The organism is Spirochaeta cellobiosiphila DSM 17781 (assembly GCF_000426705.1).
Taxonomy (GTDB): domain Bacteria; phylum Spirochaetota; class Spirochaetia; order DSM-17781; family DSM-17781; genus Spirochaeta_E; species Spirochaeta_E cellobiosiphila.
This window is the reverse complement of the sequence record NZ_AUFW01000007.1, coordinates 175,897-199,087: the sequence shown is the minus strand read 5'-3', so window position 1 is coordinate 199,087 and position 23,191 is coordinate 175,897. Positions and strand designations below refer to the sequence as shown.

Annotated in this window: 15 protein-coding genes and 2 tRNA genes; 5 read left to right on the top strand and 12 right to left on the bottom strand. The window is 36.9% G+C overall.

Annotated elements, in window-relative coordinates; all coding sequences use genetic code 11:
- Nucleotides 1-59: 59 nt before the first annotated feature.
- Nucleotides 60-2,267: a methyl-accepting chemotaxis protein gene (locus K345_RS0100820; RefSeq protein WP_028972556.1), complete on the bottom strand. Its 2,208-nt coding sequence runs from the start codon at nt 2,265-2,267 to the stop codon at nt 60-62.
- Between the two features lie 127 nt (nt 2,268-2,394).
- On the opposite strand from K345_RS0100820, the gene K345_RS0100815 reads away from it, so the two are divergent.
- The gene (locus K345_RS0100815; protein ID WP_037570702.1) at nt 2,395-3,693 is read left to right on the top strand and encodes a CBS domain-containing protein; all 1,299 of its coding nucleotides are present in this window, start codon (nt 2,395-2,397) and stop codon (nt 3,691-3,693) included.
- A gap of 1 nt (nt 3,694) precedes the next feature.
- Here K345_RS0100815 and aroA read toward each other — a convergent pair whose 3' ends face one another.
- Both aroA and K345_RS19135 read right to left on the bottom strand, forming a co-directional pair.
- Nucleotides 3,695-4,951, bottom strand: coding sequence for a 3-phosphoshikimate 1-carboxyvinyltransferase (aroA, locus tag K345_RS0100810; RefSeq protein WP_028972554.1), 1,257 nt, complete (start codon nt 4,949-4,951; stop codon nt 3,695-3,697).
- Between the two features lie 77 nt (nt 4,952-5,028).
- Nucleotides 5,029-5,433 carry a response regulator gene (locus tag K345_RS19135; protein ID WP_083963563.1) on the bottom strand — a complete coding sequence of 135 codons (405 nt, stop codon included), beginning with the start codon at nt 5,431-5,433 and terminating at the stop codon, nt 5,029-5,031.
- A 135-nt stretch (nt 5,434-5,568) separates the two neighbouring features.
- On the opposite strand from K345_RS19135, the gene K345_RS0100800 reads away from it, so the two are divergent.
- Nucleotides 5,569-13,455, top strand: a complete 7,887-nt coding sequence (locus K345_RS0100800) for a FlgD immunoglobulin-like domain containing protein (RefSeq protein ID WP_211227806.1) — start codon at nt 5,569-5,571, stop codon at nt 13,453-13,455.
- Here the strand turns inward: K345_RS0100800 and K345_RS0100795 are convergent.
- Nucleotides 13,452-14,564 carry a hypothetical protein gene (locus K345_RS0100795; RefSeq protein ID WP_028972552.1) on the bottom strand — a complete coding sequence of 371 codons (1,113 nt, stop codon included), beginning with the start codon at nt 14,562-14,564 and terminating at the stop codon, nt 13,452-13,454. The two genes, K345_RS0100800 and K345_RS0100795, sit on opposite strands and share 4 nt — an antisense overlap.
- Before the next feature lie 25 nt (nt 14,565-14,589).
- Nucleotides 14,590-15,078, bottom strand: coding sequence for a flavodoxin domain-containing protein (locus tag K345_RS0100790; protein ID WP_028972551.1), 489 nt, complete (start codon nt 15,076-15,078; stop codon nt 14,590-14,592).
- Nucleotides 15,079-15,134: 56 nt separating this feature from the next.
- Here K345_RS0100790 and K345_RS0100785 point away from each other — a divergent pair, with 56 nt between their 5' ends.
- The gene (locus K345_RS0100785; protein WP_028972550.1) at nt 15,135-15,977 is read left to right on the top strand and encodes a glycosyltransferase family 2 protein; all 843 of its coding nucleotides are present in this window, start codon (nt 15,135-15,137) and stop codon (nt 15,975-15,977) included.
- Here K345_RS0100785 and K345_RS0100780 read toward each other — a convergent pair.
- Nucleotides 15,969-16,808, bottom strand: coding sequence for a sugar phosphate nucleotidyltransferase (locus K345_RS0100780; RefSeq protein WP_028972549.1), 840 nt, complete (start codon nt 16,806-16,808; stop codon nt 15,969-15,971). The genes K345_RS0100785 and K345_RS0100780 overlap by 9 nt on opposite strands.
- Nucleotides 16,809-16,871: 63 nt before the next feature.
- Between K345_RS0100780 and K345_RS0100775 the strand changes: the two genes are divergently transcribed.
- The gene (locus tag K345_RS0100775; protein WP_028972548.1) at nt 16,872-17,594 is read left to right on the top strand and encodes a hypothetical protein; all 723 of its coding nucleotides are present in this window, start codon (nt 16,872-16,874) and stop codon (nt 17,592-17,594) included.
- A gap of 42 nt (nt 17,595-17,636) precedes the next feature.
- On the opposite strand, the gene K345_RS0100770 is transcribed toward K345_RS0100775, so the two are convergent.
- The 6 genes from K345_RS0100770 to K345_RS19130 form a co-directional block, all read right to left on the bottom strand.
- A tRNA-Asp gene (locus K345_RS0100770) sits at nt 17,637-17,710 on the bottom strand.
- Nucleotides 17,711-17,716: 6 nt separating this feature from the next.
- Nucleotides 17,717-17,789: transfer RNA gene (locus K345_RS0100765), tRNA-Arg, on the bottom strand.
- Between the two features lie 9 nt (nt 17,790-17,798).
- Nucleotides 17,799-18,014, bottom strand: coding sequence for a hypothetical protein (locus tag K345_RS0100760; RefSeq protein WP_028972547.1), 216 nt, complete (start codon nt 18,012-18,014; stop codon nt 17,799-17,801).
- Between the two features lie 24 nt (nt 18,015-18,038).
- Nucleotides 18,039-19,379: an MATE family efflux transporter gene (locus tag K345_RS0100755; RefSeq protein ID WP_156888255.1), complete on the bottom strand. Its 1,341-nt coding sequence runs from the start codon at nt 19,377-19,379 to the stop codon at nt 18,039-18,041.
- A gap of 80 nt (nt 19,380-19,459) precedes the next feature.
- Entirely contained in the window at nt 19,460-21,568 is a 2,109-nt protein-coding gene (locus K345_RS0100750; RefSeq protein WP_028972545.1) for a glutamine synthetase III family protein, read from the bottom strand.
- Between the two features lie 164 nt (nt 21,569-21,732).
- The gene (locus tag K345_RS19130) at nt 21,733-22,638 is read right to left on the bottom strand and encodes a DUF2156 domain-containing protein (protein WP_037570822.1); all 906 of its coding nucleotides are present in this window, start codon (nt 22,636-22,638) and stop codon (nt 21,733-21,735) included.
- 106 nt (nt 22,639-22,744) lie between these two features.
- On the opposite strand from K345_RS19130, the gene K345_RS0100740 reads away from it, so the two are divergent.
- Complete coding sequence (locus K345_RS0100740; protein WP_028972544.1) at nt 22,745-23,185, top strand: flavodoxin domain-containing protein; 441 nt, start codon at nt 22,745-22,747, stop codon at nt 23,183-23,185.
- The last annotated feature ends 6 nt before the right edge of the window (nt 23,186-23,191 follow it).

The window sequence follows — 23,191 nt, the reverse complement described above, 5'->3', positions numbered from 1 at the left end:
AAAAAAGAACTGCTACAAAGTTTTTGCAACAGCTCTTTTCTTTTGAAATGAATGTGGTGTCATTGATCGTCTTCGCTGGTTACTCCAGTTTCATCTTCAAAATCATTCTCTGAAGGAAGTTCTTCCTCATCAGGTTTAAAGACTTCACCGTGAGGTGTCTCCTTGTCAGTGTCTTTAGTTTCAGTTCTGAATTGTCCTACGTGAGATTCTAATGTTGAAGTGGTCTCATTGAGATTCTGGGATAAATTATTAAGGTGATTAACTCCGCTTTTTATCTCAGAGGATCCCGCTTGAATTTCATCCATGGATCCACTTACTTCACTAGAAATACGGCTTATGTCAGTCATTGCTGAACCTATTGTTTTTGTGTCATCTACTATAATGTGAGAAGCTGTTTTCACTTTATCACTAACTTCAGCCAAGGTAATCATGGCATTTAGTATTTCTTTACCACCAACATTTAATTCTTCTGTTGCTGATGAAATTTCGCTTAAGGCTTGATCTACTCCATGAACTTCTTTTTGTATCTCATCAAACGCTACACGTGTTGAATCACTGGTTGTTGCAGCGACTTCGATACGACTTGCGATTTCCTTTAGTTCTTTGGATATACTTTTGGCATTTTTACCAGAATTTTCTGCTAATTTACGAATTTCGTCGGCTACAACTGCAAAACCCCTTCCTGCATCTCCCGCATGTGCAGCTTCAATGGCAGCATTCATGGCTAAAAGATTTGTTTGGGCAGCAATAGAATTGATAAGACCTACCATATCTGAAATGGATCCCAGGTTTCTATGGATCTCACGAACCATAGTAATCATTTCTTCGAGCTTACTACCTCCCTCTTGGGTAGTCATATTAAGTTTTTCTGTGGCTTTCTTTTTGACTGCAGTAATATTAGCAACATTTGAAAGGCTGGAAACCATCTCATTAATAGAAGCACTGGCTTGTTCTGTAGAGGCTGTTTGATTCTCTATTTCCGCTCCCAATACATCCACTTCTGATCGGATAGATTGAACTTTTTCTGTGGTAGATCCAATATGCTTGTCTAAAAACTCGATTTGTCCTTTTATAGACCCTATATTGGCTGTTATCTCTGCAATCGTTGCAGCTGTTTCCTCACTACTGGCAGTAAGTCCATCTCTTATGAATCCTGTTTGTTTGGAAGATTCTTTTATTTCTGTAATTATTTCAGCTAGAGTTCCCATGAAGGTATTAAAACCTTTGGCTAAATCTCCTAACTCATCATCACTACGTTTGGGAAGTCTATGAGTTAGGTCTCCCTCCCCATCAGATATTTCCCATACTTTTGATCGAATCATTTTTAAAGGTTTAAGAACGTTTATATGAACAATAATTGTACTGGTAAGTCCTAGAATAATCATACATATAGCACTAAAAATTACTTCAAATATTAGAGTATGGTTTAACTCTTCATAATAGGGCTCTACATCTACACTTACACCAAAGTAATAACCTCCACCCCGACGAAAGGCAAGAAATTTTGATGTATTGTCCAACTTATAATAGAATTCAGAAGAGGTTTCTCCAACAACTTTTTGGGGTAGCTTAAGTTCCTCAATGTTCTTACCTATATAGGCTGTATCAGGGTGATAGATAAAAGTTCCTGTAATATCCAGGATAAAACCATAACCGGCATAGTTATCGACTTTCATGTTTTTCACGAGGATAGAATTGTCTGTCGCTTGAAGTAATATATTAAGGTTCTCAGGTCTTATGGTTAAAATGATTAATCCATTTCCTTCTGAATTGGAAACAACATAATCTTTCTTTATTCCATCATCATCAAAGATGCTAGAACTGTAAGTGTATCCTTTTCTGTTTAACCCGGCTAAGTAGGTTTTTCTGTTTGGATCTTCTGATAGTTTCTTCCCAACATAATCATCATAACTGGAATATTGTATTGTCCCATCAGAATTGACATAACTTAAGGCAAAAACATCCATTAATTGAATAGCTGTTTCTAGGTTTCTGTTACTAATAACTTTTTTTTCTACTTCTTCTCTTAGCTTGTATATAAGGTTATTATACGCCTTGTTTTGCATATCCGTAGCAAATTCGTTTTGCTTTGCAGTCGAGATCGCTCTATTATAGAAATCAAAGAGTACGTTCTCTACCTTACTCTCCATACCTAGTCGTATAACGCGACGCTGGCTTATATAGTTAAATAGGAATAATCCAATAAATGTAGCACCTATAAAGACTAAAGTCGGGAGCATGATTTTTTGCTGAATAGATTTTGCCATATTTTCTCCTACACAAAAATTTTATATAATACTAATGTAACCTAAAGAACCAGATATTTATACCTTGTTTATTTTTTTTTGCTAATAACTGTTCGACATGTATATAATCGTCATCTAATATATAAATATGAAGAACGGATACATCATTGGTCATGAATTTATGGACTTAGATTGTCTTGGGTCCATGGTCTTAGCAAAAAAAATATATCCTCAATTTATTCCTCTTATGCCAAAGCGCTTTCATCCTTTGGCAAAAGTTTTTTATAATTTGTATGAAGAGTATCTCGATTTTGTGCCTCAAAAGGAATTGGTTCTACAAGACGATTATACTATTTGTATCCTGGATACAAGAAGAATGGGCAAAATAGGTGATTGGGCTAAATTGGTTCCCAAAGCACAAAGGGTCTGTGTTTATGATCATCACATAAAGATTCCTTGTGATATTCCTTCTGGAAAACTCATGGAAGAACCCTATGGGGCCAATGTCACAATTCTTGTGAAGGAGTTAATGGTTCAAAATATTAGTATCACTCCAGAAGAAGCGACCATTGCTATGGCTGGATTATTAGCTGATACTGGTTATTTTAGCCATAATAATTGTCATGCTCAGGATTATATGGCAGGTGCTTATCTCGTTCGCTGTGGTGCTAGGCTTAAAGTGATTAACCGTTTATTGGATCCTATTAAACAAAGCAAAGACAGAAGTTTGTTACATCATACCGTTAGTCATCTGAATTGGAAATCTATAAAGGGGTATTCTTTGTTATATGGATTTATACCTCTTGATGAGATGGTTTTTGGTTTAGCCCCTATTGCTGACAAGGTTATGTCCTTAGAAAGCCCGGATATTATGGTGTTATTATATCAAGGACCTAAGAAAGCGGTGTTGATCATTCGCCATGGAATTAGTGGGATGAACCTCAATGATTTGCTAGAGGATTATCAAGTGGTAGGTCATCCTGAAGCAGCCTCCGCGACCATTGATGCCTGTGTGACAGTAGAATATCTGGATAGCTTAATAGATGACATAGAATTAAGAATCGAACATAACTACCTTGCTTCTTCTATGATGACACGTAATGTGGGATGTATTCATGCTCATTGGAGTCTATATGAAGCCAGTATGTATTTAGAAGGATTGGACCATTCCGGTGGTCCTGTAATCAATAAGGAGGGAGTGATAGTTGGAATTATAACCCTCAAGAACATAATGAAAGGACGTAAGTCAGGGGCTATGAAGGCTCCGGTCACCGCCTATATGAATGGTAAATTTATTACAGCCCCTCCAACCTGGAGTTTAGGACAGGTTGAAGAGATATTCTTTCTGCGAAATATAAAATATTTAACCATAGTAGATGATCAGAACAAGGTGCTTGGTCTTATTACCCGTTCTGATTATCTTGCAACCCTAAGAGGAGAAAGGTAAATCAAATTTTAAGAGAATCAACTAGTTCAAAAAAATTGGGAAAGGTTACACTTACTGCTTCTGCTGTATCTATTCTGGTTATCCCTTCTGAGCCCAAACCGGCTATAGCCAATGCCATAATAATGCGATGATCATGATGACCATTAACATTTGTACCTGTTAAAGAAGATTGATGAATGATTAGGCCATCCTCTTTTTCTTCTATTACTGCCCCCATCTTGGTTAATTCTTGTGCCATTACTGCAATACGGTCTGTTTCTTTTAAACGCGCTTGAGGTACATTCGTTAAATAAGTGGTTCCTTTAGCAAAACAGGCCGCCGCTGCTAATGCGGGAAGAGCATCTGGTGTGGCATTAAGATCTAATGTTGCTCCATGAAAATGGCTTCCATCAATCGTAATGGCTTCTTCGGTTATACTTATTTTACAACCCATATCTTCCATCATATGTACTACCGCTTTATCTCCTTGACTATCTGTCATATCTAAACCTTTAAGAGTGATTGTTGTACCACAAATAGCCGCTGCACATAGAAAAAAGGTAGCCGAAGAAAAATCACCAGGGACAGATTTTGTATAAGCTTTGTACTTTTGATTCCCAGGTATGGTAAAAAGGGACATTTCACTGTTGTGAGTATATTGTATCTTCTGTTCATCTAACCATTTTAGGGTCATTTCCACATATGGTCGTTCATGAAGCAGAGGAACTGATATTTCACTGTCTCCAGAAGCCAGTGGTAAAGCGATTAATAGACTTGATAGAAACTGGCTAGTAGGACATTCAATGGATGTCTTTCCCCCCTTTAATGGCCCTTTAACCAGGAAAGGAGCCTTACCGTTATTCTTGGTTGATATACTTTGAGCTCCTAAGTCCTGAAGAGATTGCAGCAAATTCCCGATAGGTCTATTACGAATGGAAGCATCCCCTGTGAATACAGTCCAATTATCAGCTAAAGCTGCTAAGGAGGCTGCTAAATATAGAGTTGTTCCTGAATTCATGGTATCAATCACATTGTCTGCTGCTTGTATGGCACCTGAGACTCCTTCGACTTCCCAGTAGTCCTTATGTTCAATTATGTTAGCACCTAGCCCACGACAGGCAGCCAAAGCAGCTTCTGTGTCCGAGGAGTCAAGAGGGTTATATATATGACTTGTTCCTGATGCCATTGTGGCTAAAAGTAATGCCCTAATAGTATGTGATTTGGATGCAGGAATTAAGACTTCTCCTGCTAATCGTGCTTGTGATACTTGAACTTGCATATCCCCCCCTTATAGTGTGGGCCATTTTAGATAATGGGGGTAATAAAGTAAAGATATACAGTGATATTGTTATTAAGTTAAACACGATTGTAGAGAATGTCAGGAAGTAGTTCTTCGAGTATTTTCATTGGTATTGGTTTGACAAGAAAATGTATGGGATTTGTAGCTGCCGCCCGCCTTCTTGTCTTAGTATCTGAATATGCTGTCATATATATGACAGGTACATTAGATCTTTTGCGGATTTTTTCCACAGTTTCAATCCCATCCATGGCCCCATCAAGCATGATATCCATGAGGATAAGGTCTGGTTCATTTTTTAGAACTTTATCTAAAGCTTCTTCTCCCGTGGGAAGAATATCAATCACTGTGTAACCAAGTTTTTGAAGTATTAGGCGAATCTCCAGAGATATGATCCGCTCGTCTTCTACGACGAGGATATTGCCCTTATTCATTTTGGTACCTCTAGTTACAGTATCGACCATAGTTTATAATACCTTATTAACATTAAAATCTACAAGTCATAAATCTCTAATATCGTTATTTAATTCTTATTGGTGTATCATTATAGGTGTTAGTATTATAATGTTTTAAGAGGTAGTTTGCGGTTTATGTACATCTTGAAACGATTTTGTTTATTAATTTTATTCATTGTTCCTCTTTCCTCTGCTAATGGGGCGACTATCTTTTGGGGGGGAGGCTCTGGTAACTGGAGTGTGGGAACCAATTGGCTTTCGGGAGTAGTACCCACTTCTGCTGATGATGTTTATATCCTATCTGGTTCCCCAACCTTGGATATTGATACTACTGTAGGATCACTTGAGATGATAGGTGGTTCATTAACTTTAACAGGACAGGGCTTAATCATTAACAATGATATGACTATCTCTGGTGCTTCCTCCATTACAAATGGGACTATTGATGTAGCAGGTAACTTAGATATCAATTATGTCCTTAGTGTCAATAGTACGGCTATTACAGTGGGTGGAAATGTCACTTCCTCTTCTCCTTTTACGATATTATCAGCTGTTTCTCTGACAGTAGGTGGAAACGTTAGTTTTAGTGATATTATAACTGGAGATAGTTTTTTGACTTTAGAACTAAATGGAGCTGGTACTCAATCCTTGGCTAGTTCAAGTGATTTAGGCATCCTTACTGTATCTAATACTTCTGGTACTGTAACTCTTAATAGTGATTTAACACTAGATACTCTTAATCTTTTGAATGGTAATACAATTGCTTTAGGTGGGAATACTCTATTCTTTACAGGGGATTGGGCCTTGGCTAATGATGTGAGCATTGGTAACGGGATCATTGATGTTTCAGGAAGTTTTGATACAACTTCCCTCTTCAGTGTAAGTTCTGCTTTAACAATAGTCGTTCAAGGTGATGTTGATATTAGTGGGACTATAACAAATGATAATCTTTTTACTCTTGAGTTAAGTGGAACTGTTGCCCAATCACTCAGAAGTACTAGTGATATAGGTATTATCACTGTATCAAATACTTCTGACACGGTGACTTTGAATAGTAATCTAACCATAGATACTCTCAATTTTACTGATGGCAATATCATTGGCCTAGGAGGAAATACCCTGTCATTAACAGGTGATTGGATACTAGCGAATTCTGTGAGTCTCAGTGATGGATCTGTTGATGTGACAAGTAATATGACTATTTCCAGTAACGCCAGTATTGATACGATAGTATTGACAATTGGCGGTGAGCTTAATTCAAATTCTCCCTTTTCTATAATCAATAGTTTGTCTGCTACTGTTCCAGGAAATGTTACTATAAGCGGAAATATAACAGGTTATGCCTTAATGACTCTTTACCTAACAGGAACAGCATCTCAAACAGTAGATCTCAGTAATACAAATAACGGCACTATAAACATATCAAAGACTGCAGGTTCAGTTACTTTTACTAACGACACGGTGATGGATAGTTTAACAATTGGGACAAATAAAGCCTTTGATATAATCACGACAGCTAATATTACTGTGACCAATAGTGTGAGTTTAGACAATACAGGATCTGTTCAATTAGGCAACGCAGATACGGATATTGCTACGTTTACCGGGGGATTTAGTCACACCCTAAGCACGCTCACTTTATATGGTTCTCTCATTACAACAGATAGTGATTTAACTATAGGAGTTCTAACCCTTGGTTCAAATGGAATTATTGATACTAATTCTTCAGCTTCAGGTGGTGCCATAATTATAGCTTCTGTCAGTGGATCTAACTATGACTTAACTATGTCATCAGGCCAAGTGGGAACTGGGGAGAGTGATATTAATATAACAGGAGCCATAACAGGACTAAACAGTTTGGTTATTGATGATGCCTATGATGTTACTTTAAATTCTGTTAATGCCACTGGAGATCTTGTTCTCTATAACTTACAGGATTTGATTGTTAGTTCTATTACTACCTCAGGACGTTTATTAATAGGAACTAGTTCCTCTACAATGATGGATACAGCTTCTACTAGTGCTGTTAATAGTGTTGTTATAAGTGGAGCCATATCAACGGGAGGGGTTATTAGAATTATAGCTAGTGCTAATAATTCTGCTACGGCTCTTTCTTTGTCAGGAGTCGATAGTAATGGTGCGGACATTGAACTGAGAGCGAATGATGATATTACTCTAGGAGCAAGTTTTGAGTCCTCTACAGGAGGGGCCTCTCTATATATTGGAACAGAAGATGGTTCAAGCAATATAGGAATGGGAGATTCCAACTCGTACTTAACAGCTGGATCAGGAATGGGAATTACTGATGTATCCTTAAGCAATGTACTTCAATCAGACTTCTCTCAACTCTATATTGGATTAACCGAATCAGGTGATTTTGAATGGTCATGGACAACTCCTCTCATTTTGTCTATTCCTGTTAGTTTTGATTTTACAGGGGGAACAGGCTCTCTATTCATCAATAATACCCTTAGTACTATTAATGGAGATAGTACAAGTACTATTAATTTTGTTTCAGGAAATCCCACACTAGTATTGGCTGGAGATCTGCTAACAGATGGGGCTGACATAAATATTGATATACCTATTTCTGTCGTTAGTAGTAGTTCTGTTTCCATTGATACAGAGGATGGTGATAATGGTATCGGCGGTGATATTAGTATTACTAAAGCAATCACAGGTGATGGTTCTCCTAATCTAGATTTATCCTTAAGTTCACAGGGGACAACAGGTGGAGATATTTCTCTATTTGATGCTACTGTCTTGTCTTCCCTTTCCATCAATAGTACAGGAACTACAGATGGCTCTATCTATTTGAATGGAAACCTTATGATGCAGGATGAGGGGAGTAGTTTTATTAATTTATCCGGTCCTGTGATTCTATCTGCTTCCCTTACAATAGACAGTGCTAATTCAAGTAATGATGGGACTATCACAGTAAATGACACCATAAACGCGGATGCCAGTATCAATGACAGGGATTTAACAATGAATACTGGATCAGGGATTGTCCTTATCGGTGATGATATTGGCGGTGTTAATTCTTTAGATGATTTGATTATTAGTTCGGGGACTGTTCAGGTAGAAAATATAACTATCGAAGATGACTTAGATATTAATGCTGTTACTCAAATAACTTTTTTTGCTGATACTGGTGATATTTTGATAGATACTACTGCTGACAATGCTGGTGGTTTAATTTCTATGACCGGTAACATATTACTAGATGGCAATGGATTCTCAAGAACTTTTACCTTTGATAGTAATGGAAGTTCCAGTGGTAACGATATTACATTTGATAATCAGGTGATATCTGTAACCAGTGAAGTAAATGCTTTAACACTAGATGCTGGCTCTAGTGGTGATATTACAGTCAGTGATACATTAGGTTCAACAGCAGGAAATGAATTAGGTGATATTACTGTTATTGAATCTAATGATGTATCCCTTAATCGTATTATTACATTAGGAGGAGATCTATCTTTTGGCTCTTCAGGGAATTTGATAGGGGGAACTCTCACCTTCAATGATGATATAAATACTGATGGTGATACTGATGCCGTAGCAGGCTCTATAAGTATATACACTACTATTTTAGATTTAAATGCCAGTGCCGCTAATGGCTCAATAACTTTAGATTCTCAAAGTGCTCCTATCACTGGTTCCCAGGATATTTACATCGAAACTGGAACAAGTTTTAATAGTGAAATCTCTTGGGATGATGGATTAACTATCCTTGCTGCTGGGGCTAATGTTGATTTGTCTAGCTCTAATATATTAAGCTTGGATCATTTAGATATTTCTGCTACTTCAGTTGTTCTCGGAGACGCCCTTCTTGGAACAGGTGATGGTAACGGTGGTGTAAGCCTGGATATAAATACAACTGGGAATCTATCCTTATATGGTGATATCGATAGTACAGGTGAGGGGGCTGGTGCCAACATTGATTTGGGGGCTGATATAACGGGTGTGATTGTATTGAGTTCTGGAGGCTCAACGGATGCCACAGACATAAGTCTGGTAACTAATGGCAATGTGGATTTTAAAGGAGCTCGATATGGAAGTACACTTGTAAGTTTAACTATTGATACAGGTACAGGAACTCTTACAACTTATGATAGTTTGGGTTTATCCAGCACTCCTATTGGTGTTGTTGATATTACAGGAAATGCTGCCTATTTTGATGGAAATCACTATGTGACGGGTAATGCTTTTTATACCATCTCTGATGTTTATATAAATAGTGATTTTACATTGGACACAAGTTCTGGTGATGGGAAGGCTACGTTTACTGGTAATCTAAGTTCGAATGCCAGTTCTTTTGCTCTTGTTATCACTACTGGTGATGGTGATATTCAAATTGATGGGGTTATAGGATATTTAAATCCTTTTACTACTATTGATCTTACAGCTAATGACATTGTTTTATCCGGAATAACAACCAGTGGGGCCACTAATGGGGCTACCGGGAATGTTGTGTTAACTAGTTCAGACTCTTCTTCATTGGAAAATGGATATGTTGAATTAGATGATGCTTCATATCTTATTGGTGGTAATTTCACAATTACATCAGGTTCGGAATGGACACAAATCCTCAATACAAATAATAAGACCTTTGATGTTGGGGGTGCCTTTACTGTAGATAGTCTAGTTATCAGTGCTTCTGGTTGTACAATTACAATGGCTTCCGATTTTACAGCTGATTATTGGGCTGTTCTTAATGGGACTGTTAACTTGTCAGGTTCTCTAAGTATCACTTTGACAAATGATTTAATACTCTTAGGAAGTAATTTTAATAATAATGATACCGATCGTGTGATCGGAACAGATTATGAATGGGAATATCCTGATAAGACAAGTGTCTTCCCCTCTCTCTCCATGTTTGATACTAGTAGTCCCAGCTTCACTGGTCTGTTCGACTCTGCTTCTCTTGATGGAGACATAATTAATATAGGACGAAACCTATATGTAAATGGGAGTGATCTTAATGCTACTACATCATTAACTCTAAATGTAAAGGATAACTCAAGCTTCAAACCTACTTTTAATGATACCACTCCTTCATTAGGATCCCAGTATTCTCTTGTCTATAATTCTATTATTACAAATATATCTGTTAGCGGAGGTATTATATCAGCAGCTGAGAATATCATTACTCAAAAAGGTAACAATGTTGTTGATGGGGGAGGAAACACAACTCACGATCCTCTAAGTCCAGGTTCTGTCGGTTTTGATTTTGATGCTCCCTATTTACTTAGTGCAGAAACTGTTTCCGATAATATTATACGTCTTACATTCTCTGAGCCCATTGAAAACACTAATAATGAGATAAGTTCTGCTTTAGCCAATCTCTATGTTAACGGTGATTCTACTCTCTACTTTACTGGTTCTTATATAGATAATGATGGAGATGGAAGTACGTATCCCTTTGATTTAATTACCACTGATGGACAAGGCGATCTAAGTACGTTCTTTATAAAGACTAGTAACACTACATGGAATACTGATGCTGACGGAACTAGTACTGGCGGGGCCTATAGTACAGATCGTCAAGGTACTTCCCAAAGTATTATTCCCTATCTTTCTACTCTAAAGGGGGTTTTCTGGGATTCAGGAGCTTATAACCTATCACCAAATTATGGAACGAATAGTTTTCCCTCTTATACTGCTATTACAGATGAGACAAGACCTGTGCTTGTTGCTGTTGAGCTGGTACGCCATGATTTGGATGTGACTTCAGGAGATACTATTTTTGATGGTCATAATGCGTTTCAGCTCCATTATTCAGAACCTGTAAGCATTGATAAGGATAATGCTTCCTCAGAGGCTGGATTCAATGTGGATGCCACTGGTGCTTTTGATACTACGCCAGATGATACGACTAGTATCCGAGTAACAGATACCGCAGGGGTAAGTGGTAACTGGGGTGGTTATGTTTTACAGAATGGAATAAATCATTTGGAGGTCGTTGGTTTTTTTGAAACGACTAACACTGTGGAATACAAAAGTGGTTCAAAAGACGGAACCCTTTGGACAGATAGTATAAGCCGAGGATCTATATCTAATGACTATGGGCCGAACGGTGTTGTCATTACTTTAGTTGGCTATCAAGATGCCAATGGGTACCCTGGTTACTTTTATAATGATGATGGGAGTGGAAATCCTAGTGATATTACCTATCCAAATGGTTACACGATCACTGTCCCTTCAAATACTAATATAGCGGATTCTCAAGGAAATCTTTTAGAACCAACAGTTGTCACTGGTTATAGTAATTATGATGCCAAATCTACGGTCACCATTACAGAAGTATCCCCCTGGGATATCGAGCGGCCTGAGGTTGCTCCCTATATATCCAATCCAGATGATTCGGGTATTACTTGGGGAGGAGCTGATCAAGCTTATGAAATCGTATCTGCTACTGATAGTTCCACCAACAAGGTTAATAAAATGGAATTTCACTTCCTGGATAATTATTCTGAAGGATGGGATTCTTTATCTTCATGGGATAAGACAATTTATTGGGATGCTCTTAATCATCCAGATAGTACTGGTGGGATTAGAGATTCTTCATTTACTTATCCTATTTATTTACAAACTGATGCTCCCTATTTAGCTTTTTCTTTTGAAGAAGCAGGTGTAACTCCCTTGCTTAGTTCCTATACTGATGGAGCATCCTCTTCTGTCTCTAACTTACTTTTTACTTCTGATGGCACTGCTAATGGTACAGTGGATGATCCTTATTATACTTTAACAATTGACCCAAGTGGGGGTCACAATTGGAATAGATTAAGTAACTTATGGGTAAACTATGATGAGAGCTTAGCCTATATTACTGATAGAGCTGGAAACTTGTTAAGAAGCTTTACATCATTACATGCCATTGAGAAGGAGCCACCAGAAATATCCTTTTCTCTGGCTGCAGCAAATAGTGATGTAGTTTATGTTTATTTTAATGAGCCTGTTTATACAGTTGGTAGTGTGGCAGAAGATGTTGAAGCTAGTGATTTTAATTTGAATAATTTACCTGGTATATCCATTAAAAGTTTACAAGTAATAGATAGGGGAGAGGATTCTAAAGGCATAGCTAATACTAGGGGCGGCCGGGGTATTTTCTTGACACTGAGCCATACTTTAACTGCTGATCAGATAATTGATGGTAAGATTTTAGCTTCATCTGATTCGATAAAAGATCTTGCTGGGAATGTTATGGACTCTACAAATGAATACAGAATCTCAAATTTAGGTTTAAACATTCTAACTCCAGTTTGGGCTTCTGATTCTATAAACGATAGTACTGAATACATAGATGGGAATGAAGAAAGAAGAGACTTTTCAGCGATTTCTATATTTGATGGATCAGAACGTTTGAGAGATGAAGATATAACGTTGGAGGTTATAAACAGTACAAAGAATTATCAGTCTCAGCCAGTTTTATTAAATTATGATATAGCCCCTAAAAACTTATCTCAGATTATTAATACTGGTTTATGGCTAACAAGTTTTATAAGTGAACTTATCCCTCAAGCAAATATAGAGGCTAGAACTTTATCTCCCTATGTGAATGATAATAATCTATATAGATTTGTAATACCTGGAATAGATGACGAAATACAAGCTGAAAGTATGATTGAATTTACATTAATGTTAGGAGGTTTAGAGTGTGTAAATATAATAAATCTAAAAGATCCTAGAACTATTCAACCTTGGAAATTTCAGATTAAAGATGTTGTTCAACAACGAGGCGGCGTTACCATTCTCAATAATGTTATAAATCCTGTAAAAGGGGATCGAACCATTATAAGCTATGACTTAGATTCAGCCGGGATTGTTGTCATACAAGTGTTTGCTCTAGATGGTAGCTTAGTAAGGGTTTTGAAACGTGGACGTCAAAGTTCAGGGGAGCATATGGTCAGTTGGAATGGAACTAATGAATCTGGGAATATGGTAGCTCGTGGTATTTATTTTGTTAGAGTAACTGCAGCTGGTGGAATAGATGAATATAGAAAGGTATTGGTTGTAAAAGACTAGTCTTTATAAATTAGGGTAGGATCTGATATATAAATAGTTCCTACGGTTTTTTGTCTTACTGTGCCTGACAAGAAAGAGGGGATGATATAAAAATATCCTAGAATATTACCGTTTCCTTCTTCTTCATTATAAGAAAAGTCTACAGATATTTGTTTCCAATCACTATAAGATGTAGCATTTATGTGTCGAGAATGGCTATTCCTTTTATTTAAAGGGAATTTATCAGGAAGATAGATAAAGCCAAAAGTTGTATACTGACTAGGCCAATCAATTCCCGTGACTTGTTTGATATAAAAGCTAAAAGTGTAATTACCTTCAATAATGTCTTCTCTACCTGTTTCTGATTTAGTTAGGGGATAGATAAGATACGGACAAGGCTTTAAGGGGTAGATAAGCAGATTGTCAATGATAATGGTTTGGCTACTTAATTCTGCTGATGTAATTGAGGCGGGCTCTCCAAAATATAAATAAGCATTTGTACTGCTTCCTAATAGATTAGGAGATACACCTGAAGGTAAGAATACCCAATCGTTACTGGTTATATCAAAAGTGTTCCTGGTCTCTGCATTACCATCTTCAACCAGCTGAATTAATGTGGTTGACCCCGTTGTTTTGACATCCAGTGATACTTGATATGATAGAAGATCTGAAGGGAGTGTTGTCAGGTCAATGTCAACATATTCATTATCATCAATAGGTATTGATACAGCTCCTGTTCCTTCTCTCCCAGATGTCGCCGCATAACTTGGACTGCCACTAGAAGATGAAAAGTCTGTCAAAGTAGGGGGTGTATCAAAAGTGCCACCACTATAGAGATTGAACATTTCTAAACTATATACTTCTTTTCCAGAAGGAGAGTCTGTTGAACTTAATGTTACCTCATCTTTCAATCTTCCATAATTTGTTTCATACATAATGGGGCTTGTCCCTGTATTGTTGGGGTCTACTTCCTGATTGCTAGTCCCTAAGCTCCAGTTGTTAAAGTCAGCTGAAGCCAGGAAATTTATTCCATCAAGATGAGGCGCTCCAATATTGGGTTCCTCAAAGATATCACATGATATAAAGGATAGAATGAATATAGACAGTATATATATATAGACACTTCGCATAACTAGACTATAAACTATCTAATCCTTATCTGCATTGTTTTCTTAAACATGCTGCAAATTTTTCGATTTCATTAAGGTCTATATTAGACACATCTGTGGTAATTCCCTTAGTCATTTGTAATGTCAATCTTTCTACAGGGCTCAAGCTCGCCCAGGAAATTTCGCCTCCAAAAAAAGATTTACATCGAGTACTTCTTAAAAGTGACTTAGGGAATGATTGAAATAGATAATCCTTAGCTGTTTCAATATCACTTAGGCTTGTCACAAAAAAGCCTAATTTTTTCTCACTGAGTATTTCCATATTTTTCTTACAGAATCCTAAGATCTTAGAATTTACCCTATTATTGTAAACAGGGCTCCCAATAATGATTCTATCGTATTTGTTTAGGTCAACTTCATTATTCATATCCTTGATATGGATAGTATCTGTCGGATCTTTTAAAAAATCCGCTAATATGGAAAGAGCTTTCTCAGTGAACCCATTCCTGCTGTAATAGATCACAAGTGTTTGCATGATCATATATTAGACTAAAGCTAGACTTGATTTCTATACTTAACTAGTATGTTCCTATGATTAAACCTTTAGTTTCTGTGGTAATTCCAACCTATAATCGATCATTTCAGCTGACAGAAGCTATCGATTCTGTTCAAAATCAGAGTTTTACTGATTGGGAGCTAATTATCATTGATGATGGTTCAGAAGAGAATACGGAAGATATCATTCCAAAGGACCATAGAATTACATACAAGAGAATCTCTCATACTGGTCTTCCTGGTAAAGTGAGAAATGAAGGTGTGAGATTGACGAATGCTAATTGGATAGCATTTCTTGATTCTGATGATATTTGGTCTCCTGACAAACTGATAACACAAATGAACTATCTTCGAACCCATTTAGATTGTAAAATAGTTCACACAAGAGAAACATGGCAACGAAATAATAAGATCATTAGCCAAAGAAAAATGAAACATAAGAGGGAAGGGGACATCTTTGAGGATTCCCTCGATAAATGTATTATTGGACCCTCTACCGTTCTATTAAGTCGAGAACTGTATCTAGCATTAGGGGGATTCGATGAGTCCATAGAGATCGCAGAAGATTATGAGTTTTGGCTCCGGATAACTGCTAAATATGAAGTTGGATATATTGATGAGCCGTTAGTTATAAAGAAGGCAGGAGATTGGGAGCAATTATCTACCAAATATGGTCAAATAGAAATCTTTAGAATAAAGGCTTTACAAGGACTTATCGATAGACAATATTTCAATAGAACTCATGATAAATTAGCCAGAAAAGTAATGGCCTATAAATGTAGAATCTATGGTAAGGGTGCTTTAAAAAGAGGTCACCAGGATACATATAAGAAATATATGTCCCTAGCTTCCTCTTATTCGGAAGAAGGATTAGTGTAGATCTTTTGTTTCTTCTGTTAGTATTTGTTTGAATTCTGGAATTGTCTTGCAATAATGTAACCAGGCTTTGATAAAACCTTCAGGAGCTCCCGTATCAAGTCTATCCCCTTCTACTTGTTTGAAAACAACCCGTCCGAGTTCCATTTGTTTTTTGAGAGCATATACATGGTAGTATTCTCCAGAACTATGAGCTTCCCATCCTTCTTCTAAGAAGTCAAAGAAATCGGGTGTGTACAAATAACGACCTATAGAGACTTCCTTACTAGGTTCTGTTCCAATAGGTGGTTTTTCTACAATATCTTTAACATGAAGTTTATCTTCTGCTAATTCCAATACTCCATAACGATTGATTTCAGGTGGATTATGAATTGTTCCTAAGACAGAACAATGGGTTTCATTATAGACATCAATCAATTGTTTTGTTAAAGGGATCTTTCCAAAATGTAAGTCATCAGGATAGGCAACAACGGCTGGTTCTCCTCCCAGAAGAGATTTTGCTTCCAATAAAGCATGTCCCGTTCCTAACATGGAATGTTGTCGAATGAAGGCAAAGCGGGCGTTGAAATAGGGTTTTATCTTTTCAAGCTTGGATTTTGCTCCTTCTTGATAAAAGATACTTTCCAGTTCAAATTCCCTATCCAGGAAGTCTTCCATTGATTTTTTTCGTCTTGATGTGATAATGATGATATCTTTGATTCCAGAGTTAATGAATTCTTCGACTATAAAAGCGATGGAAGGTTTATTAACAAGGGGAAGCATTTCTTTAGGAATTGTTTTTGTTACAGGTAGGAAACGAGTTCCGTAACCTGCTGCTACTATTATACCTTTCATAAGTAGTGTTTCCTTAAATAGAATTGTGAGTTACAAGTGTTATACTATAATAGGAGTTTAAAAATGAAAAGAATGAGATCCTTACTATTAGGATTAACGAGTCTATTCTTGATTATTTCCTGTGAATCTACAGAGAAAATGACATTAAATAAAGATTTGTCAGGAAGTGTTACGTACAGTATCAATACTTCCCCTTTTCTTAATGATTATTTTAAAGATTTAATAGCTGCGATGAGTGGACAAGAGGTAGAAGATAATTTTAATTTATTCGAGTTGGATATGATTCAGAAAGGTATAAATGACTTACCGGGTATTAGCCATCTAGAGTATTCTGAAAAAACTACTGGTAATCTAAAGGTATCCTTTGATTTTGCTAACTTACCACAATTATTAGATTCACAGGATGACAATTTTCCTCTCTCCTTTCATAAGAAGGGTTCCCAATCTGTGGTTCAGTTCAACTTGAATAAACAGAATTCTTCAACACTATTGTCTCTTATTTCCTTTCCTCAAGAAGGTGCTGACTATTTTTTACCTGTAGAGGGAGATACTATTAGTACCGAGGAATATCTATCCATGGTTGAAGTTATTTTTGAGGAATACGCCTCAGAAGATGTTATAAAAAAGACATTAACTCAGCAAAATGTAATGATTAGTATTAATTGTCCTTCAGTCATTACATCCATCGAAGGTGGAGAAGCTAATGGTAATGAAGCTAAAATCACCATTCCTGTTTTAGATTTGTTAACATTAAATGATCCTATAACTTTTAAGATCGTTTTTTAAAAAAGGCAAAAAAAAACGCAAGGTACAAACCTTGCGTTATATCGGGAGTGACGGGACTTGAACCCGCGATCCCCGGCTTGACAGGCCGGTGCGATAACCAACTTCGCCACACCCCCTTAATCTGCCCTAGAGACGATTCGAACGTCCGACCTACCGCTTAGGAGGCGGTTGCTCTATCCCCTGAGCTACCAGGGCAAATCGTTCTTAGCGACGAATGGAACTATACTTATTAAGATCGAAAGTGTCAACATGTAATTTTATGGGAAATAAAAAAAGGTAAGCATCATTTATTTGCTTACCTTTATACTTTAACTTTCTGGTATATTTCTTCTTATCTTTGAAGACTTTATTGGGAGGTAATATCGCTCTCCCGGCTTTTTTGTGTACCCCTTTGAGGGTGCTTTCAGATCGTTTACCCATAATTAGGCTCCTCATAAAATATGTTTAGATCACTTTCCTGATCCATTTATCTTTCTTATACCTCACCCAGGCTAATAGAATTTTATAGAAATGTTCTATTTTTACTAAGCCTACTAACCAATATACTGGTATTTTAAATATCATTCCAGCAATTAATGATATTGGTACACCAATGAGCCAGACACCAGAAAAATCCAGGAATAGACTAAATTTTGTATCACCACCTCCTCTAAAAATGCTAACAGTAAAGGTGTAGTCAAGCATTTTTAGGCCCATAGTGATACCGATGATAATAAGGATTCTGGAACAATAGTACATTGTGGTTTCTGATACATTGTATATCCTCATTATGGGAACTCTTAAAGCAATGAGGATAATCCCTGTGAATATAGCCAATAGGGTATGCATAATTATGATTAATTTTGCGGATTCTTTTGCCTGAGAGGTATCACCACGTCCAATTTGGTTACCTATGAGGACACTTCCTGCTGCAAACATACCAAAAAAAGGTGTATATAGGACATTTTCAATGGATGTACATATATTAACAGCAGCCAGAGATTGAGTCCCCATTCTGGCGTACACCCAGCTATACAAGCTCACCCCAAGTACCCAAATACTTTCGTTTAGTACTACAGGCCATGTGACTTTGAAGGTTTTTTTGATAAATTCACTATCAAAATTTATCATTTCTTTTATGGAAGCGGCTGCTATGTATTTGAATTTATATGTGAAAAATAATAGTATCGCCAAGTTAGCAAATCTGGCTATGGCTGTTGCTAGAGCCGCTCCATTGGCGCCTTGAGCAGGAATAGCACCCCAACCAAATATAAAGACATAGTTTAAACCTAAGTTTATAAATACAGAGATACCACTAGCAATAGTAGGTAGATTAACGACATTTGTACTGCGAAGATTTAGAGTGTAGCTGTTGATTAAAATTGCAAAAAGTAAAGATGCCCCGTTGATTTGAAGGTATGACTTTGCTGTATCCTTAATCCTTATATCATCAGTATATAGTGAAAGAATGTGGTCTGGTAAAACAAATATAGCAATCCAGAGTAATGCTAGAGATACCACACTGAAAAGGATTTGGATTCCAAGTATCTTTTTGATACTATTATAGTCACCCTTGCCATAGTATTGAGATGTATTAATAGATAAACCGGTTTGAAGACCAAACTGGATCATGTTGAAAATAAAAATTAATTGTACTGCTATACCAACTGCAGCAACCTTTTCATCTCCTAATTGACTAATCATTAATGTATCAAAAAAGCTTAATGAGTTTTGTAAGAAGCTCTGAAGCATGATAGGCGTTGCTAAAGCAATTAAAGTTTTTAAGATTGGTATTTTTGAGTTCATGCAGGTGAGTATATAGGGTTGATGAATAAAAAAAAAGATCCGCAAAAGCGGATCTCTTAATACCTGAAATGATACAGGAATTACATTTTGAAGAGCATTTCTTCGTATGTAGGGAATGGCCAGTATTCTTTAGCAACAAGCTTTTCAAGGCAATCACCAGGTTCTCTTACTTTAGCCATTTGTGTGAATACATTTTCACGGAAAGCTTTTGCAAGAGCATACTCTCCCTCTTCTTCTTTTTCCTGAGCTTCCTTAATTTTTGTTTCAAGGACTGCAGTTTCTTTGAGAAGAGTTTCAACATTACTTGCAATATCGCTAATTAATGCTTCAGTTGTAGAAGTTCCCACAGAAACAATTTCTTTTATAGACGCGACTTCACTAGCTAATTCTGAAGCATATTCTAAAGCTGCAGGAGCAATTTGCTGTTTAGCCATTTCAACCATTACATTCGCTTCTATATTAATCTGTTTAGCATATTTTTCAGCATAAACATTATATCTGGACACAATTTCTTCTTCTATGAAAACTTTGTGCTTTGTAAATAAGTTTTTGGAGTAATCCTTAATAAGTTCAGGAAGAACTGCTACAGTTGACTTTAAGTTAGGTAAACCTCTTTTTTCAGCTTCTGCAACCCATTCGTCTGAATACCCATTACCGTTGAACACAACTTTCTCGTGGGCATTATAGTATTCTTTAACAATGGCGGTCATCTCTGATGTTATGTTAGATGCTTTTTCTAATCGATCAGCAACTTCCATTAGAATATCAGCAACAGCAGTGTTAAGTACAACGTTAGCACCAGATATGGAATCAGAGGAAGGACACATTCTGAACTCAAATTTATTACCAGTAAAGGCAAAAGGACTGGTTCTATTTCTATCTGTTAGATCTTTAGGGAGGTCAGGAAGACAATTAGCACCAAGTTTTAGGTTACCCCCTTCTTTGGCTTCTAGTTTTCCATCTTTTGCAATCGCTTCAAATATTTCAGTTAGCAAATCTCCTAAGAAGATTGAAATAATCGCTGGAGGAGCTTCATTTGCCCCTAGTCGGTGGTCATTTCCTGAATTAGCAGCTCCCAATCTTAGTAATGGAGCATACATATCAACGGCTTTAATAACAGAGGCAGCAAATAATAAGAATTGTGCATTTTCATGAGGAGTATCACCAGGCTCGAGTAAGTTTTGACCATCATCAGAACTCATTGACCAGTTGTTATGTTTACCAGACCCATTAACTCCAGCAAATGGCTTTTCATGAAGAAGACAAACAAGGTCATGTCTTTTTGCCACTTTTTTCATAGTTTCCATAACCAGTTGGTTAGAATCAGCTGCTACGTTGGAAGTGTTAAAGATGGTTGCTAATTCGAATTGGTTAGGAGCAACTTCATTGTGTTGTGTTTTTGCATCAATACCTAGCTTCCAAAGTTCGATATTGAGTTCTTTCATGAATCCTGCTACACGATCCTGAACAGCGCCAAAATAATGATCATCCAATTCTTGACCTTTTGCAGGCATAGCACCAAACACAGTTCTACCAGATAGAAGAAGGTCAGGTCTCTTTGCAAAATACTCCTTATCAATTAGAAAGTATTCTTGCTCAGGTCCCACAGTTGTTGTAACTTTTTTTGCTGTATTGTTGCCTAATGCTCTTAACACTCGTAATGCTTGAGTGCTCAAAGCATCCATGGATCTTAATAAGGGTGTTTTTTTATCTAATGCCTGTCCATGATAACCAATAAATGCTGTTGGTATGGCAAGTATCTTTCCTGTAGTAGCATCTTTAATAAAAGCTGGGCTTGTTGTATCCCATGCTGTATAACCTCTAGCTTCAAAAGTGTCCCGTAGACCTCCTGAGGGGAAGGAAGAAGCGTCAGGCTCTCCTTGAATTAAAGCTTTACCACTGAACTCCATCAATACACGACCATCGCCTGTAGGCTCAATGAATGAATCATGCTTTTCTGCAGTAGCACCAGTTAGTGGTTGGAACCAGTGAGTATAGTGTGTTGCTCCTCTTTCAATTGCCCAATCCTTCATAGCAGCTGCTACAACGTTGGCTGATTCCAAAGAAAGCACCATAAGTCCTTGTTGAACTGCTTTTATTTCTTTGTAAACAGCTTTGGGCAATCTTTCTCGCATTACCACGTCACTGAATGCATTAACACCATATAGGTCCGTTACACTTGTAGCCATTTTTCATATCTCCTAAAAATAATTTCCTTTTAACGTTTATAATTGTTGCAAAATATATGCCAATATAAGAGATGAGAGATTAAGTCTTTTCTTTGTAACAATTTATTGTTTACAAGGATGTGCTTTTTACGAAAATGTAAACTCATAGCCTACAAAATTGTCGCTTAAGGTTTTGGAGGAGTACTCGTCTGTAGTTTTTCAACTTTGTACTTCTTAACAAATCCACAAGGCCTATACGTCATTTTGGCCTGTCTGAGTCCTTCATCTCCAAGGTCTTGTTCTCTATTGATGTAATTATAGTGTTTTGGGAGAATAGATGCAAAAGCTTTATTAATAAACTGATAAATTCCTTTATATTCATTAATAGCCTTTTCAAAGTGAACGACAAACATCTTACCCGCCGCTAGACTTTCGCCAAGAGTATAAGCGGCTGGTTTTCCATCCACATAAACCATATATCCCTTGAGCTCTAGTTCCTGACATAATTGTAGGGCTTCTATCGCTGCTTTATAATCCCCGTCATCCTCTCGATCTTTTCTCCATTCTTCTATGAGCCAAAAGGCATCATCTTTTCGTTCAGGTGTAAGGGGGACTTCTTCATAGGAATAGCTATTAATAAAGGCATTTACAAGATTTCGTTTCTTATGAAATTTCCTTCCACTTAATGTGGCTAGATCCTCTCTATTGTATAGATAATCAAAATTATCTCTATCTTCCTGAATCTTGTAACCAGATTGCTCTAGCTTACACCAGTGACTGTCAGCTAAATCTTCTGCTAGACCTTTTAGATAATCATGATTATTCATAAGATCTTCAAAACATTCCCACTCAGGAAAACCACAAGGAAGCATAAAGAACTTTTTTCCTTCCTTTATGCCTGAAATAGCACATAGATCTTTGTCTTTTCCTGGAAGTTTTGAAATCTTATATTGATAAGTGTCTCTAAAAAGAAACAAGCCTGCAAAGGTATATTCGCTTATACCCTGAGGTAAAATTGTAAAAAAAGGGTGCATTTCATCCCTGATATCTAATGTTACAGGAATAAAATCTGGATAGTTAGGTATGTTCATAGAAATGAATATATAAAAGTTACAAAATTTGTCCAGTAAAAATCGCAAAGCCTTGACGTGATTTGCCAGATTGAACATCTTTGTAACAGTAGAAAGGAGTCCTATCATGGAAGCAATAATTGTTTTTGGCAGTAAACGTGGTACTACCGAAAAAATGGCTGAGGCTATCAAGAATGTTTTTGAAGCAGAAGGTATTGATACTACAGTACGCAATGCCTATGAAGCTAGTAATGATGAATTGGAAGATTATGAGAATCTTATCCTAGGGTCATCAACCTGGGACGAAGGTGATCTTCAATCTGACTGGGCTCTTTTCGAACGAGAGTTTGAAGAACTTGATTTAACAGGCAAATGGGCTGCTTGTTTTGGAGCAGGCAATAAGAGTTTTGCTATGTTTTGCGGTGCTGTAGACATACTTGAAAATCGTGTAAAAAACAATGGTGGCAAATTACTCAGTCAAAGTTTAAAGGTTGATTCTAGAATAGATGATGCTGTAGAAGAAGCAACAATATGGGCTAAAGAAGTGGCTCAAGAGATAAAAGGATAGGAGTTG